Source organism: Micromonospora inyonensis, assembly GCF_900091415.1.
Lineage (GTDB): Bacteria > Actinomycetota > Actinomycetes > Mycobacteriales > Micromonosporaceae > Micromonospora > Micromonospora inyonensis.
Genome location: NZ_FMHU01000001.1, coordinates 1,061,270 through 1,074,930 on the forward strand (window position 1 = coordinate 1,061,270; position 13,661 = coordinate 1,074,930).

A 13,661-nucleotide genomic window follows, 5' to 3' on the forward strand; every position below is an offset into this window, starting at 1 on the left:
CACCCGCTCGGGAGCCGGTCACGGCCGGCCGGCGTCGACCGACCGGTCAGACGGCGAGCTGGCGGCGTACCTCGGCGGCCACCCGGCCACCCTCGGCGCGGCCGGCCACCGCGGCCTGGGCTGCCTTCATGGCCGGGCCCATCTGGGCCTTACCGTCGAACCCGCCCGCGGCAAGCGCGCCCCCGACCAGCTCGGCCAACTCCTCGTCGGAGAGCTGCTTCGGCAGGTACCGCTCGAGCACCTCGCCCTCGGCGGTCTCCTTGCCGGCCTGCTCGGTGCGACCCGCCTCGGCGAAGGCGGTCGCCGCCTCGCGGCGCTTCTTGGCCTCCTTGGTCAGCACGGCGAGCACCTCGTCGTCGGAGAGCTCCCGCTTGGCCTTGCCCGCGACCTCGGCGTTGCCGACGGCCGCGAGGGCCATCCGCAGGGTGGAGGTGGTCAGCTCGTCCCGGGCCTTCAGGGCGGCCCGCATGTCGGCGGTCAGGCGGTCCTTAAGCGTGCTCATGGTCGGTCAAACTACCCTGAACGCCATGCGAAAGCGCACCTTATTCCGGCTCGCGACCGCCACCGCCGCCCTCGGCGCGGCCACCCTGGCGTACGCCTCGCTCGTCGAGCGCAACATGTTCACCCTCCGCCGGTACGACGTGCCGGTGCTGCCGGCCGACGCCGAACCGCTGCGCATCCTGCACCTCTCCGACCTGCACATGACCCCTGACCAGGACCGCAAGCAGCGCTGGGTGGCGTCGCTGGCCGCCCTGGATCCGGACCTGGTGGTGGTGACCGGGGACAACATGGCCCACCCCGAAGCGGTGCCCGGTGTGCTGCGTGCCCTCCAGCCGCTGCTCGACCTGCCCGGTGCCTTCGTCTTCGGCTCCAACGACTACACCGGGCCGGTCTGGAAGAACCCGTTCACCTACTTCCTGCCCGACCGTGGGTACGTCGAAGGTGCCGCACTCCCCTACGAGGAACTGCGCTCGGTGTTCACCGGGGCCGGCTGGGCCGACCTGAACAACGCCCGTACCACGGTCAAGGCCGGTGGCCGGCTCGTCGAACTGGTCGGGGTCGACGACCCGCACATCGAGCGGGACGACTACTCGCTGGTGGCCGGGGCGGTCTCCGAGGAGGCCGACCTCTCCCTCGGCCTGACCCACTCCCCCGAGCCCCGGGTGCTGGACGAGATGGCCGCCGACGGCTTCGACCTGCTGCTGGCCGGGCACACCCACGGCGGGCAGGTCTGCGTACCGGGGGTCGGGGCGCTGGTGACCAACTGCGAGCTGCCCCGCACCATGGCGAAGGGCCTGCACCGCTGGCCGGGCTCCGACTCCTGGCTGCACGTCTCGGCCGGCCTGGGCACCCACCCGACCGCCCCGATCCGGTTCGCCTGCCCGCCGGAGGCGAGCATCCTCACGCTGATCCCGCGCTGAGCCGATGCCCGCGCTGTCGCCGCCGCTCAGAGGCCGGGGCCGGCGCGGGGGTACCGAGTTTGATCCCCGGGTCGGGTGGGCTAGTATTTGTCCGCACGCCTCGGGGTGTGGCGCAGCTTGGTAGCGCGCTTCGTTCGGGACGAAGAGGTCGTCGGTTCGAATCCGGCCACCCCGACCAGGTAAGAGGGCACATCCTATCGACGGATGTGCCCTCAGTGCATTGGTACAGCAGTCGAGTACAGCAGTGGGTCAGCGCAGGCTCTCACCGAGGCGCTTGAGTGCGTCGCGGGTGGCGTCCGAGGACGCCTGCGAGTAGATCTCCATCGTCACCGACACCTCCGCGTGCCGGAGCACCTGCATGATGACGCGCGGGTGCACGTCCAGGTCGACGAGGAGCGTCGCGCAGGTACGCCGGGCGTCGTGCACGGTGATCTTGCGGACCCCGGCACGGGCGCAGCGCGCGTCCCAGGAACGGTTGACGTTGCGCGGCTCCACGGGGGTTCCGTAGCGGGTGGTGAACAGCAGCCGCGAGCCCTGCCAGGCGATGCCCGCCTGATCGCGGTCGTTTCTCCTCGCCTGCTGGCGCAGGTCGAGTGCCGCCGAGCAGATGTCCGGAAGTGGGAGCGTGGCGTCCGAGGTCTGCGTCTTGGTCTCGCGGTGCAGCAGTTGGCCGCCGACCCGCTGCAACTGCCAGCCGATCGACAACTCCCCCGCCGCCAGGTCGACGGCGTCCTCGGTGAGGCCGAGCACCTCGCCCTTGCGCAGGCCGAGGACCAGGATCAGCACGTACGCGGCGTACAGCGGATCCCGGTCGACCCGTGCGGACTCCAGGAAGCGACGCGCCTCGTCACTGCTCCAGGCCCGGCCCCTACGGCGGCGGACCGGTGGAAGCTTGACCAGGGCGGCGGCGTTGCGGGTGACCAGTTCCTCGGTGGCGGCGTGGTTGAGCGCCGAGCGCAGCACCCCCCGGATGTCCTTGACGGTGCGGGCGGACGGCGTGTCGCCGCAGCAGCGGCCGAGCGCGCAGCATCGCCGTCTCAGCTCAGGGCGGCGGTCGTCCTTGCCCTGGGCGCAGCACTGGCAGGTGCGGGCCAGCTCGTTGATCCAGGTCTGTACGTCGCGCACCTGGAGCCGGTCGAGCCGCTTCCCGCCCAGGCCGGGGATCACGTACAGCCGGAGGATCGTCTCGTACGTGGCGCAGGTCAGCGGCGCGAGGTTGGGCCGCACGACCTCTCGGTGCCAGTACGTCAGGTAGTCGCCGAGGGTGGGCACGCGGGTGGCGACCGGACCGGCCTTGGCCTGCTGGTGCAGTTTGATCCACTTGTCGTGGACGGCGTCACGGGTCTGGCCGTAGACGTACTTGCGGGTGCGTTTGCCGTCCGGCTTGGTGACCCAGACGTAGGCGGCGAAGCCGTTGCGGTAGGGGAAGATCGAGCCTTCGCCGTTGGCGCGTGCGCGTCCGGGCATCAGGCGGCCTCCTGCCGTTCGACCTGGTCACGGATGTACTCGTCGACCCATTCGGGGAGGACGCGGCGGTACTTGCCGTCCTTGATGGAGCGCAGTTCGCCGGTGGCGATCTTCATCTTGACCTTGGACAGGCCGAAGCCGAGCAGGACGGCGACCTCGGTGGGTGAGTACCAGCGCGGGGTGAGGTGTCTGGTCATGCCGCCACCCCCGACCACGTCTCGTGGGCGAGTTCCTCGCGGCCGATGCGGCTGCGTTCGCGGTGTTGGGCGGCGGCGGTGTTGGCGAGCAGGGCATCCCCGTTGGTGAGCCAGCCGGAGCCGGTGAAGGCCAGAGTGCCGACGGTGATCGTGTCGGCGGTGTCGTCCTCAGTGCGGCGGTAGGTGGCGCGGGTGTCGCGGAGCAGGCCGAAGGTGACCGAGTAGCGGCGGGCCTTGGTGAGAAAGTGGCCGCCGTAGCCGAGCATGTGCGCCCAGCGCCGCAACCCGGCGTAGGGGTTCCCTCTGCTGTCAAGGTCGCCTTGACGCACGCCCGTGGGGGTGGCGGTGTTGCTGGTCGGGGTGTGGGTGGGGCGGCCGAGTCGCCAGCAGGCGTCGATGAGCCGGGCGAGGTGGTCGCCTTCCGGATCGGCGTAGGCGTCGATGGTGTCCGGGGTGAGTCGGGTGGAGCAGTGACCGGTGACCTCGGTGGACTTCGTGGCGTACTTGGCCAGGTAGGCGGCGACCTTCCCATCGGTCACATCCCCGTCGCCGGTACCGATGCGACGAACGTCGACCTGCTCACCCCAGGCGATCGACCAGCCCTCCGGCCGGTCGGGATGCGGAGGCGTGGTGACGGTGATCTGCCGGGCGGCGGCGTGCACGGCGTCGTCGAGGTCGTCGACGGTGATGCCGACCGGCGGCGGGACCAAGGCGTGCAGGTCGTGGGGGTCGACGCCGTCGAGGCGGAGCAGGACGTGGAAGTGCACCGCGCCCCGGCGCTGCATCTCGGCGACCTTCCCGTGCGACACCCGCACCGGCGGCACCCGGCGGACCTTGCCGGAGTTCGTGACGACCTGGACGTGACTGATGCCGCGTCGCCGGCACAGGACGGCGAGGTGACGTTCGATGGCCTGCTTGGTGCGCCGCCACAACTCCCCGGAGAAGGCGTTCCACACGACCTGGTGGTCGTGGTCGTAGCAGTCCAGGCACAACGGCCGCCCAAGCTGTGGATCATCGGCGTCGTGACGGGCGAAGCAGGCCGCGGGCTGCCCATGCGGGCAGGTGCCGACAGTGCGGCGGGCATGACAGGGCGCCGGGCGGCAGTCGCAGCGCCGCCGGTTGGTGCAGGTGTGCCGGGGGATGTGCCGGTGATGGACCGGACCGAAGGACGGCGCGGTGAAGGTGGCGAAGACGACCGGATGCGCAGCGACGGTGGCGGAGACGGTCTTCCCGCCGGTCAGGCCGCAGCGGACGACCTGGAAGGCGTCGCCCGCGTAGACCCAGGCGCAGTCGGGGCACTGGGCGGCACGGCGGTTGCCGCACGCCTTGTACACCGTCCGGTCAGGCAACTCGTCGGTGTGCCGCTTTCCAACCAGGCGGCCAGTGCAGGGCTCGACGGCGCTGAGGGTGCCGGTCAGGCGTACCGGGCGGGTGCAGCCGGCGGCGGCGCGGGTGTGCTCCAACCAGCCGAAGAAGTCCGGCGTGCTGGCACGGTGCAGGGCTTGGGCATCACGCCCGGCGGCGAGGCCGGGGCGGTGCAGAGCGAGCAGGGTGGACACGGTTCACTCCTCGGGGTGGTGGCAGGGGACGGGTACGAACTGCCACCGGTTGTCGGAGCGGTGTCCGTCGGTGGTGTTCGTGGTGTCTCCTGGCACCGCCGTGGAGGGCGGCTGACGCCGGAGGGCGGAAGCGTGGCCGAGCCACTGACCGCCGATCGGGGAACGTCCTTCCGGTTCGGGGATCGTGGGTGTGATGCCGGGACGGGTGGGGTGCCTGGTCATCGGCATCCGGTGGGTCGCCGCAGGCGGTCCCCACCCGTCGAGGTACGCGAATCCGGGCCACCGTGGACGGCAGGAAAGGCCGTGCTGGGCCGCTCAGCGGATTCCGGGACCGGCACAGCGGCCGGTGCAATCGAGGGCCGGCGGGACGTAACCCGCACCAGCGGCAGGAAGGCCGCTCGGCAACTCCGAAGTCGAGACCAGCGATCCGGCCAGAGAACCGCACTGGCGTGCTCGACGAAGACCACGGTAGCACCGGGTACTGACACGTCAACCGGCTATGGCCTATCGACTGGCGGTGCCAATCCCGGTGGCGGTGCTGGGCCGCGACGCGAAGGATGGCGACGTGATGACCGGGAAGCACCGACGAATCGTGCTGGTCGACGACCTGCGCTCGTTCACGGATGGCCGGGTGGCGCAGGTGGCGCGCACGAGCAAGGCGGGAATCGAGGCTCTGGGTCGGTATCGCGGCCAGCGGTTAGACGAACTGTGGCTCGACCACGACCTAGGCGAGGACGACACCATCTGGCCGGTCGTCGAGGTACTGGAACAAGCCGCGTTCGAGGACCAGCCGTTCGATATCGGCGTGGTGTACATCCACTCAGCGAATCCTGCCGGGGCGGCAAAGATGACGCAGGCACTGCGACGGTGGGGCTACCCCGTCCGCTCGGCGGCCGGGTCACCACACGTCGGCTATCAGGCCGAGGCCGAGTAGCAGCGGTCCTGCCAACCGCTCGTGAATCCGGCAGCCGGGAGTCCGGACGGCCGGCTGCCGGCCGGTGTGGGAGGACTTTCTGTACATCTATCAAGGCGGCCCTTGACGGGCCGCACGCACCGCCGCCTGGGCGCGCGCCGGCCGCTGCCGCTGTCGCTCTGCGGCCGTCACGCCGATGCCCGGCGGCTGGCGCGGAGAGCGGGGAGCCCGGGGCCGCAGCAGACCGAATAGCGGGCAGAGTGGTCAAGGTTCGTCGCCGGCAGCCGGCCCCTGCGCCACGCCTGAGCAGCGTGGCGCAGGAAAGGGTGCGCCGGGTCCGCGCGGCAAGCCCCCAAGCATGGGGGGCGGTGGCCGCACGCCGGCACGCCGGTCGTCCAGGAGCCGGCTTCACAGCCGCTCAGGGTCAGGTCAAACCGCTCACCTGGGAGGGGAGGGGTGGCCGCCGGTGGCCAGCTCCGACCCCGGGAGCCGGGTCCGTACCGGGCGAGGTTGGGTCAACTGCGCCACTGTGGCGGTGTCCGCCGGGGGCGCGGTCCGTGACACGAGAGCCGACTCAGTCTGTTCCGGCAGCGTCCGTACGTGCGTCAAGGCCCGCTTGACATGGCGGGCCGACAGCAGACGGGATGTGTGACCAGAGAGTTGCCGAGGGGCTGTTGAATGCAAGGGCGGCGCTCACTCACGCGGAGACTGCCTGGCGCGCTGATGTAGCTTTAGATGTTGGTCCTGACGAGGGGAGACAAGTTGCATTACGTATCAGTTCTCGACGTCATGGAGAACTTCCTACAAGGCGATTTGTCTTCGGAGCGAGCCAAATCGCTCACCGATATCGAAATAGACGAATTCCTCGACCATGTTGATGACTACTATGATTCGTGGGAGCCGACCCCCATGCCCAGCGGGGGTCTTCGGCTTTATTCCGGAACGGGCGTTGCTGCGGCTTGGTTAAATCAGGAGCTGCGCGACTATCTCTTTTCGTCCTTGCTGTACTATCCATCCGTTGTTGTTCACGATCCCCTCGCCGTTCGCGCAGACCGTCGTCGTGGCGATTTGTTGTTCCCTCCGCCACCTAGGACAAAGAATGGTTGGGAGTTCAGCTCATCGGAGGTTATGCAGCTGGCGCTAGCAGGCAATGACCCGAGAGATTATGGAGAAATACGTGCGCTTCTTGAGGCATTTCTTCCGGTGTGCGCGGACCTTGCGCCACTCTTCCGCTCGGGTGTGATTGTCCCGGTCGCGCCTTGGAAGATTGCGCGACAGCGTCAGCAGGCCATTTTGGCAGCTGTTCGACATGACGTGCGAGACTCGTATTTCGTTGAATCTGCCCGCAATCCGATGGACGAGCTTCCTGCGGTTTCGGACGTGTTTCGAGCTTCGCCGATCCAGCTTAACTCTGGGCTATGGAGAGGGGCTGACGAGATTAAGGCGGTTGCGCAAGACCCCTCCTACTTTCTCAATCGCACGCTTGCGATTGCGGACACTCTTGGCGCTAGATACGTTCCGACGACTCTCACCGATCAGCGACTGTTCGAAGCGAAACTTGGGCAACTGCCCGGAAGAAACTTCGACATGGCAATTAACAGAGCGCTGACGTCTGCGCCACTGCCATTCTTTCGCAATCTAGACACTTCCACCTTGCTGAATATTAGAACTAATGAAGAATCGTTTGAGGAGTGGCGGTCGGACCTTCGCAATACGATTCGAACCATCGAGGCAAGCGTCGGAGAGGAAAAGCGGTTCGCGCTAGAGGCGCGCGAAATTCTGAGTGATGTGCTAATTCCTCGGGCGAACGAGTTGAAACGGCAAACACAACTCTCGTCGAGGATGCGGGGAGTGTCGGCGACAGAGGTGGCCGAGCTGTCGATCGGATGCGCGGTGGCCTTCGGTGCTGCGGAGGCGACAAATGTGCCTCTCACTCCCGCGATTATCGCTTCACTGGGCGCAACGTCTGCACTGAAGTGGTTGTACAAGACTGTCTTTGGAGACTCGCCGACCGGCTCGCGTGCTGTTCTTGCCAGTCTAGTCAATCGGCCGGGAGTGCATCGGGCTAATGATTAGCCGGACACGAGTTGGACGTACGGCGTCCAAGTCGAAGCGACCGCCGTGCCCGATGCAAGGGTTAGCACCGGCTCACAGCAACCGCCCTGTCAGCCGCAAGATGAACGCTCCGTGCTCGATCGTCATGCAGTTCGGCTACCCACGGTGTAGATCAAACCGATTCCCGAGCTGACAGTGTCAGGTCAGACTGTCGGTGGACCGGTGGCAGAGCCGGGTTATTGCAGCGCTGAGATGCCGAATGCCGTGCACGCGCGGCGGCTTGAAGCGTGTGGGGCCACTGGCGTGCCATGCCCCGCCGGGGGTTCGAATCCCCTTCGGTCCGCTTGCAGTCTCCCAGCGCAGGTGGGTGACTATTTGGGTGACGATCGGGACGGACACCGACGGACTGTCGTGGACGCTGCGAGACCGTCCTGGCAGCTCACAGCTTCGGAGCCGCAGGTCAGCGCCCCGTGTTGGTTGCCTGGGGGTCAAGAAGTCTAGGCCGTCGCCAGGCCGTGGAACGTCGACCAATGATGCCCAACGGTGACAATCGATGCCTAGCCTTGCGCAGCTCAGGTGATAGATGGGCATCCTTTGCCCGGTTCGCCTGGCACCCGGCAACAGTTCAACGCCAAGTAGGGCAGCTACCTGGCGTCACCAGCATTCTTCCCTGCCTGCTCAGTGAGTCATTCCGCGTAACGAAGGGTTGCGCTGGGTAACCGACCGTCGGCCGGGGCGGTGACACGCCGGATCTGGTGTCGTGCAACGAGAAGACGCAGAACCCCGGTATGAAGGTGGTCCTTCCAAAGATCAACTTCATAAGGGTTCTGCGTCGACGATGAGTGTCACATACACCGCGGTGCTGCCAGCACGCGAGGAGACCGTGAGCTTTCTGGCCAACCTGCTGACGAACGAACGCGTCCGGCGCGGCACCCGCGCCAACACCCGTTCACTGTCAGTGCGAGACCAGGCGATACTGGTCCTTCGCTGGTTCCTGGACGGCACCCGGATGAGGCAACTGGCCCAGGACAACGCCATCGGCAAGTCAACCGGCTACGACTACCTCCACGAAGGCATCGACGTGCTCGCGGCCCGCTCGCCGAGCCTGCACGGAGCGCTGCTGGCCGCGAAAGCCGCCGGCCACGGCCACGTCAACATCGACGGGATGCTGATCGAGACCGACCGGTGTCGCACCCCAGGCCCCACCCCCGGCGTTGACCTCTGGTGGTCCGGCAAACACGACAACCATGGCGGCAACGTCCAGGTCGTCACCGTCGGCGACGGCTGGCCGATCTGGACCTCGCCCGTGCGGCCCGGCCGCGAACATGACACCACCGCGCTGCGCGCCCACACCGAGATCCTGCCGACCCTGGCCAACGCCGGCGACGACCTACGCACCCTCGGCGACCTCGGCTACGAGGGCGAGTCCGACACGATCACCGTCGCGTTCAAAAGACCCAAAGGCGGCCAGCTCACCCTGGCACAACAGCAGCTGAACAAGGCCCACAACAGCGTCCGCGCGATCGGCGAACGCGGCAACTCGCTGCTCAAGACAACCTTCAAGGCGCTACGCAACATCAGCCTGGACCCATGGCGGATCGGAAAGATCGTCGCCGCGGCCCTCGTCATCCTCCACATCGAGCACACCCGCACAACATGACTACCTCCAGTAGTCAGCCCCTTGCGCGGAATGGCTCAGTGGGCTGCCGCCATTGGCGGCCCTGTCCGGATCGGCGGCGATGCAAGATCGAGGTCTGGCCGTTCAGTTCTGTCCGGATTGTCTCTCGAAACTGATTCCGAGCGTCGGCGAAGTCCCAGACTGCGGCAAGGCGCTGCACGGAGGCTTGCTCGCTCTCAGGAGATGTCACCTCCCGTGCCAGAGCGCCCAGAACTAGGCCGAGCTTCTCGTTCACCTCACCCAGACACTTGCGGACCTCTAGCGAAGCGAAGGCTTCGGCGCGGGCCCAAAGTAGTCGCTGTTCGGCCTCGCTGGTGTCGGCAGGTAGCTCCGTGGCTTCCTCTTGGATCCGGGCAACTCGGCGAGACATCCGGTCGAGATCCGCGAGTAGGTCTACGTACAACTGCGCACGTTCCTCCCACAGCCGGCCCTGGGTTGCGTGCTCTGCCGCCAGCTTCACGCTGCGGAGACCGACCACGGCAGAGGAGAGCACGGCCACGAGCGCGACCAGCACGCTACCAAGCGCTGAAATTGGCTGCCACCACTCATTTCCCACTAGGTCAAGGTAGATATGGAGATCAAGGTGACAGGTTCGCGTCGGCGTTCGGGCGGGTCGTCGGTCAGCCGTAGAGATTGGAGACGCGCGGTCATGCTCGCACGAGGTGAGAGTTGTTGTAAGCGAGGCGTCAGGCAGCAAGAAGGCAGCGCGAGCATCGAGGCGGGCCGACTTCGAACGTGAACCAACGACGCTCGACACCTGCTCGTTGACGTGGGCCGCCACCAGCTGGCAGCGACCGACAACTTGTGTCCGCATCCCCCCAGCGGGGGTCAGGCTGGCTTGCGTGCCGCTCTCTCGACTTCTTGCAGCACCAGTCCGAGGGTTTGTGAGCGGCGGTCTGCTGGCAGTGTTGCCCAGGCCCGTCGGGCATACGCGAGTCCTCCGGATCGGTCCCCGGACTTGGTCATCATAAGGGCGCGGTGTAGCTCGACGTGGGTGGCGAACCGGGTCAGTGACGGCGGTCGGAGTCGGTCGGCGTCGGCCTGGGCCTGCTCGCCGGGGCGGGTTATGCCGAGTCGGGCGTAGAGCATCGACCGGAAGGTGGCCATGCGCCAGGCGGGTACAGCGGCGTCGGAGATCTCCCCGTCTGGTGAGGCAGTCTGGTCGAAGACTCGTCGTGCGTCTTCGTCGGCGGCGATGGCTCCGGTGATGTCGCCTCGTCCGGCGGCGACGTGTGCGCGGGCCATCAACGCTTGGAGGCGTCCGAGGGATGGCCGGTCGGACAGGGCGATGGCTTCGTCGGCGTACCGCTTGGCGACGGGTAGGGCTGCGCCTTCGTAGGCTAGGGCGATGGCGGCCCGGCCGCGTACCCAGACCCGTACAGCGAGGTCGTCGGAGCGGTCGGCGGCGATCCGGGCGGTGTCGTACCAGCCGATCGCCTCGGTCGGATCCTTGGTCGTCTTGCCGTAGGTGGTGAGTGCGCGGGCGGCGGTCGCCCACATCGTCGGGGAGTCCAGCTGCTGTTGCAGGACGACGAGGTCACCGGCGAGCCTGGTCTGAAGGCTGTCCGCGCCGATCTCCATGTAGTCGCGGCCGTACTGGTCGACCCGGTCACGCCAGCGGTCTTCGCTGTCCCGTCGGCCGGCGAGGGCGGCGGTGAAGCCGGATCGGATCAGCTCGCTGGCGGCGATCGGGCCGATGGTGGCGGCTTGGAGAAGGTGCCTGCGTCTCACGTCCGGGTCTCCCAACGCTCGCGCGTAGGCGAGCACGATGTCCGGCGTCGCGGTCCGGCGTCCCGACTCGACGTTGCTCAGGTGCGAAGCCGAGTAGCAGGTACGGGCCGCGATGGAGGCCAGCGTCGCGCCTGCCTCAGTACGAGCCTGCCTCAGTTGTGCGCCGAGGTCATCCATCGGAGCCCCCGTGAAAGGTCCTGAAAGCATCGAGCCACTTCCGAGCGTAGTCGTGGGGTCACAAGAGTAGATCCCAGACGCGGTCAGCGCGGCTGGTGTGACAACCGGGCCTGGTTGCGTCGACAGCCGGGCGCGGCGGCATCGGTCCTTCCAAGAGCAGTGTCGCCGCGCCCTCTCTTACGGCGGAGGCGGGAATGAGCGGCGACGTTCCGGACCAACCCAGGGGCGAGCAGATCCAGCAGGCGGAACGGGAAGCGGCAAGGCAAAGGCTCATCGCTCAGGCCGAGGCGGATCGAATACCAGCCGAGGAGACGACCCGGGCCGTACCGGACCGGCGGTGGCGTCGTGGACAGCACTGATCTTCTGCCGGTCGGTCGGCGGGTGGCGTATTGGCGGGGTCGACGGAAGCTCTCTCAGCAGGTGCTCGCCGATCGGCTGGGTAAGTCGAAGAGTTGGGTGGACAAGGTTGAGCGGGGTGTCCGGTCGCTGGACAAGGTGTCGACGCTTCAGGACATCGCCGCCGTCCTGCGGATCGACACGGCGGTACTGCTCGGTCGGGACGCCCAGCCGGCGGGGTTGGTCGAACGCGTCGAGGGTGTGGAACGGATCCGCGTAGCTCTGTCGGCGTACGAGATCGCCTTGGAGCGCCCGGCCGCCCGCCGACCTGTACTGCCGGCCGAGAGGCTGACGCGGGAGGCCGCGCACGTGTGGACGACCTTCCAGCACGCCCGCTACCCGCAGGTGATCGACCTGGTGCCGGAGTTGGTGGCCGACGCGCAGCGCACCCACGCCCACGATCCGGAGGCGGGGCGGGCGCCGCTGGTAGAGGCGTACCGGGTGACGGCGTCGCTGCTGGTGAAGCTCGGTGCCCCCGATGTGGCGTGGCTGGCCGTCGACCGGGCCATGATCGCCGCTACGGGTGACCGGGTGCTGGTGGCTGCTGCTGCCGTCCAGCTCGGCCAAGTGCTGCGCGAGTCAGGGCGAACCAGGATGGCGAAGTCAGTGATGCTGGCCGCTGCGTACCGCATCGCGCCGCCCGTGATCGAGTACGGCACCCCACCCGAGCTGTCCCTCTGCGGAACCCTGCTGATTCAGGCCGCCCTGGCCGCCGCCCGCCTCGGAGACGACCGCACCGCTACCGACCTGATCGACGAAGCCGCCGACATGGCCGCCCGAGTAGGCGACGGGCATGACCACCACCGCACCGGATTCGGGCCAACGGCCGTGGAACTGGCCCGGGTCGCCACAGCGATGGAGTTGGGCGAAGCCCGCGAGGCTACGGCCCGGCACGAGAAGGCAACCACACGGGACGGCTGGCGGTGGCTACCCGCCGAACATCGGGCCGCCCACCTGATCGACGCCGCCCGCGCGTACCTCCAAGCCGACGACCCGGTCAACGCCGGCCGAGTCCTGATGGAGGCCGACCGGATCGCGCCGGCCGAGATCCACCACCGACCAGCCGGCCGAGACATCCTCGCCCAGGTCGCCAGAGAGCCCACCGCCCCGGCGACGCTCATCCAGCTCGCCGCCACCCTCGGGGTGGGCTGAGCGGTGACCGCGCCGTTTCTGTCCCTGGCGCAGATCCGCAACCGGTTGATCCTCACCGCCCGAGCGATCCTCCGCCACCACCGACCCGGACCCGACGGACGCTGCCCGATCTGCCGAACCGCAGGCTGCCCGGTGGCGACGGCCGCCCGCAACGTCCTCCGCACCGCCGAGGAAGTACAGCAGCGGAGTACAGCAACCGAGCCGACCACACCCGACCCGGACGAGCCTCAGCAAGCCGGATGACCTCGGATGACACCCGATCCGACCGGCCCGCCGGCAGTTCGGGACGAAGAGGCCGTCGGTTCGAACCCGGCCGCCCGGACCAGGTGAGAGGGCACATCCGATCGACGGATGCCCTCTAATGCGTCCCGGGTGACCAACTGAGTGGCCAGGAGCAGTAAGCAGTGGGGCAGGCGCGTCGTTCAGGCGCGCGTGAACGTGAGGTCGAAGTCCTTCCGCCAGGACTCGCCCCCGTCCTCGGACGCCTCCCAACGGCCGAGGATCCGGTCCTGCTCGACGTCGGCGACGAAACGCTGGTGGAAGTCCGGATCCTGGCGGGTCATCGTCCAGTGCCCGCCGTCGAAGGTCATCGCGAACTCACGGCAGACGCCGCGGTTGTCCTGGTAGAGCGCGACGAAGCGATCGTTCGCATCGCTGCGTCCGAGGACGAGACTCATGTCGGAATGCGCTTGGCCGTTCCCGCCGAACTCCGACCGCACGACCAGTAACGACTCCCCGAGCCACGTGACGGTGGTGTTGCCCGGCACCTCGGTGCCGGGCGGTTCGAGGAACCAGGCGTCCGAAATCGTCGTCGTCCACTCGCCGACGAGGCCGCCGAGCTTCGCCATCTCGGTGTTGCGCATCGTTGCCTCCGATCGGTCCGGCGCTACCCGGTGCGGCCGCGCCTTAGGGCCA

General features: G+C 67.9%; 12 protein-coding genes and 2 tRNA genes. 7 read left to right on the forward strand and 7 right to left on the reverse strand.

Features of this window, described 5'->3' with window-relative positions:
• Window positions 1–46: 46 nt before the first annotated feature.
• The gene (locus GA0074694_RS04745; protein WP_091453009.1) at window positions 47–502 is read right to left on the reverse strand and encodes a GatB/YqeY domain-containing protein; all 456 of its coding nucleotides are present in this window, start codon (window positions 500–502) and stop codon (window positions 47–49) included.
• Between the two features lie 25 nt (window positions 503–527).
• Between GA0074694_RS04745 and GA0074694_RS04750 the strand changes: the two genes are divergently transcribed.
• Both GA0074694_RS04750 and GA0074694_RS04755 read left to right on the forward strand, forming a co-directional pair.
• Complete coding sequence (locus GA0074694_RS04750; RefSeq protein ID WP_091453013.1) at window positions 528–1,421, forward strand: metallophosphoesterase; 894 nt, start codon at window positions 528–530, stop codon at window positions 1,419–1,421.
• Between the two features lie 101 nt (window positions 1,422–1,522).
• Window positions 1,523–1,599 (forward strand) — tRNA-Pro (locus GA0074694_RS04755).
• 71 nt (window positions 1,600–1,670) lie between these two features.
• On the opposite strand, the gene GA0074694_RS04760 is transcribed toward GA0074694_RS04755, so the two are convergent.
• Genes GA0074694_RS04760 through GA0074694_RS04770 form a run of 3 tightly spaced genes read right to left on the reverse strand, consistent with a single transcriptional unit; the run spans window position 1,671 to window position 4,644 of the window.
• On the reverse strand, window positions 1,671–2,888 hold the full coding sequence (locus GA0074694_RS04760) for a tyrosine-type recombinase/integrase (RefSeq protein ID WP_091453017.1): 1,218 nt from the start codon (window positions 2,886–2,888) through the stop codon (window positions 1,671–1,673).
• Complete coding sequence (locus GA0074694_RS04765) at window positions 2,888–3,085, reverse strand: excisionase family DNA-binding protein (RefSeq protein WP_091458661.1); 198 nt, start codon at window positions 3,083–3,085, stop codon at window positions 2,888–2,890. The genes GA0074694_RS04760 and GA0074694_RS04765 overlap by 1 nt, the downstream gene beginning before the upstream one ends.
• Window positions 3,082–4,644: a replication initiator gene (locus tag GA0074694_RS04770; RefSeq protein WP_091453021.1), complete on the reverse strand. Its 1,563-nt coding sequence runs from the start codon at window positions 4,642–4,644 to the stop codon at window positions 3,082–3,084. Before GA0074694_RS04770 ends, GA0074694_RS04765 begins: the two co-directional genes overlap by 4 nt.
• A 568-nt stretch (window positions 4,645–5,212) precedes the next feature.
• Here GA0074694_RS04770 and GA0074694_RS04775 point away from each other — a divergent pair.
• The 4 genes from GA0074694_RS04775 (at window position 5,213) to GA0074694_RS04780 (ending at window position 9,272) form a co-directional block, all read left to right on the forward strand.
• Window positions 5,213–5,578: a cyclic-phosphate processing receiver domain-containing protein gene (locus GA0074694_RS04775; protein ID WP_091458663.1), complete on the forward strand. Its 366-nt coding sequence runs from the start codon at window positions 5,213–5,215 to the stop codon at window positions 5,576–5,578.
• Window positions 5,579–6,292: 714 nt separating this feature from the next.
• Window positions 6,293–7,633: a hypothetical protein gene (locus GA0074694_RS30660; RefSeq protein WP_141713958.1), complete on the forward strand. Its 1,341-nt coding sequence runs from the start codon at window positions 6,293–6,295 to the stop codon at window positions 7,631–7,633.
• A gap of 195 nt (window positions 7,634–7,828) precedes the next feature.
• A tRNA-OTHER gene (locus tag GA0074694_RS31390) sits at window positions 7,829–7,955 on the forward strand.
• 495 nt (window positions 7,956–8,450) lie between these two features.
• On the forward strand, window positions 8,451–9,272 hold the full coding sequence (locus GA0074694_RS04780) for a transposase family protein (RefSeq protein WP_091453025.1): 822 nt from the start codon (window positions 8,451–8,453) through the stop codon (window positions 9,270–9,272).
• Window positions 9,273–9,285: 13 nt separating this feature from the next.
• Here GA0074694_RS04780 and GA0074694_RS04785 read toward each other — a convergent pair whose 3' ends face one another.
• Together GA0074694_RS04785 and GA0074694_RS04790 are read right to left on the reverse strand one after the other, a co-directional pair.
• Entirely contained in the window at window positions 9,286–9,846 is a 561-nt protein-coding gene (locus GA0074694_RS04785; protein ID WP_141713959.1) for a hypothetical protein, read from the reverse strand.
• A gap of 272 nt (window positions 9,847–10,118) precedes the next feature.
• Window positions 10,119–11,198, reverse strand: coding sequence for a helix-turn-helix domain-containing protein (locus tag GA0074694_RS04790; RefSeq protein WP_091453030.1), 1,080 nt, complete (start codon window positions 11,196–11,198; stop codon window positions 10,119–10,121).
• Between the two features lie 345 nt (window positions 11,199–11,543).
• On the opposite strand from GA0074694_RS04790, the gene GA0074694_RS04795 reads away from it, so the two are divergent.
• A complete protein-coding gene (locus GA0074694_RS04795; RefSeq protein WP_245714541.1) occupies window positions 11,544–12,746 on the forward strand; it encodes a helix-turn-helix domain-containing protein in 1,203 nt (400 codons plus the stop codon).
• 422 nt (window positions 12,747–13,168) lie between these two features.
• On the opposite strand, the gene GA0074694_RS04805 is transcribed toward GA0074694_RS04795, so the two are convergent.
• On the reverse strand, window positions 13,169–13,609 hold the full coding sequence (locus GA0074694_RS04805; protein ID WP_091453040.1) for a hypothetical protein: 441 nt from the start codon (window positions 13,607–13,609) through the stop codon (window positions 13,169–13,171).
• Between the last annotated feature and the right edge of the window lie 52 nt (window positions 13,610–13,661).

Coding starts and splice junctions, on each gene's coding strand:
- GA0074694_RS04745 (WP_091453009.1), bottom strand. CDS start 502: ATGAGCACGCTTAAGGACCGCCTGACCGCCGACATGCGGGCCGCCCTG.
- GA0074694_RS04750 (WP_091453013.1), top strand. CDS start 528: ATGCGAAAGCGCACCTTATTCCGGCTCGCGACCGCCACCGCCGCCCTC.
- GA0074694_RS04760 (WP_091453017.1), bottom strand. CDS start 2,888: ATGCCCGGACGCGCACGCGCCAACGGCGAAGGCTCGATCTTCCCCTAC.
- GA0074694_RS04765 (WP_091458661.1), bottom strand. CDS start 3,085: ATGACCAGACACCTCACCCCGCGCTGGTACTCACCCACCGAGGTCGCC.
- GA0074694_RS04775 (WP_091458663.1), top strand. CDS start 5,213: ATGACCGGGAAGCACCGACGAATCGTGCTGGTCGACGACCTGCGCTCG.
- GA0074694_RS30660 (WP_141713958.1), top strand. CDS start 6,293: ATGTTGGTCCTGACGAGGGGAGACAAGTTGCATTACGTATCAGTTCTC.
- GA0074694_RS04780 (WP_091453025.1), top strand. CDS start 8,451: ATGAGTGTCACATACACCGCGGTGCTGCCAGCACGCGAGGAGACCGTG.
- GA0074694_RS04790 (WP_091453030.1), bottom strand. CDS start 11,198: ATGGATGACCTCGGCGCACAACTGAGGCAGGCTCGTACTGAGGCAGGC.
- GA0074694_RS04805 (WP_091453040.1), bottom strand. CDS start 13,609: ATGCGCAACACCGAGATGGCGAAGCTCGGCGGCCTCGTCGGCGAGTGG.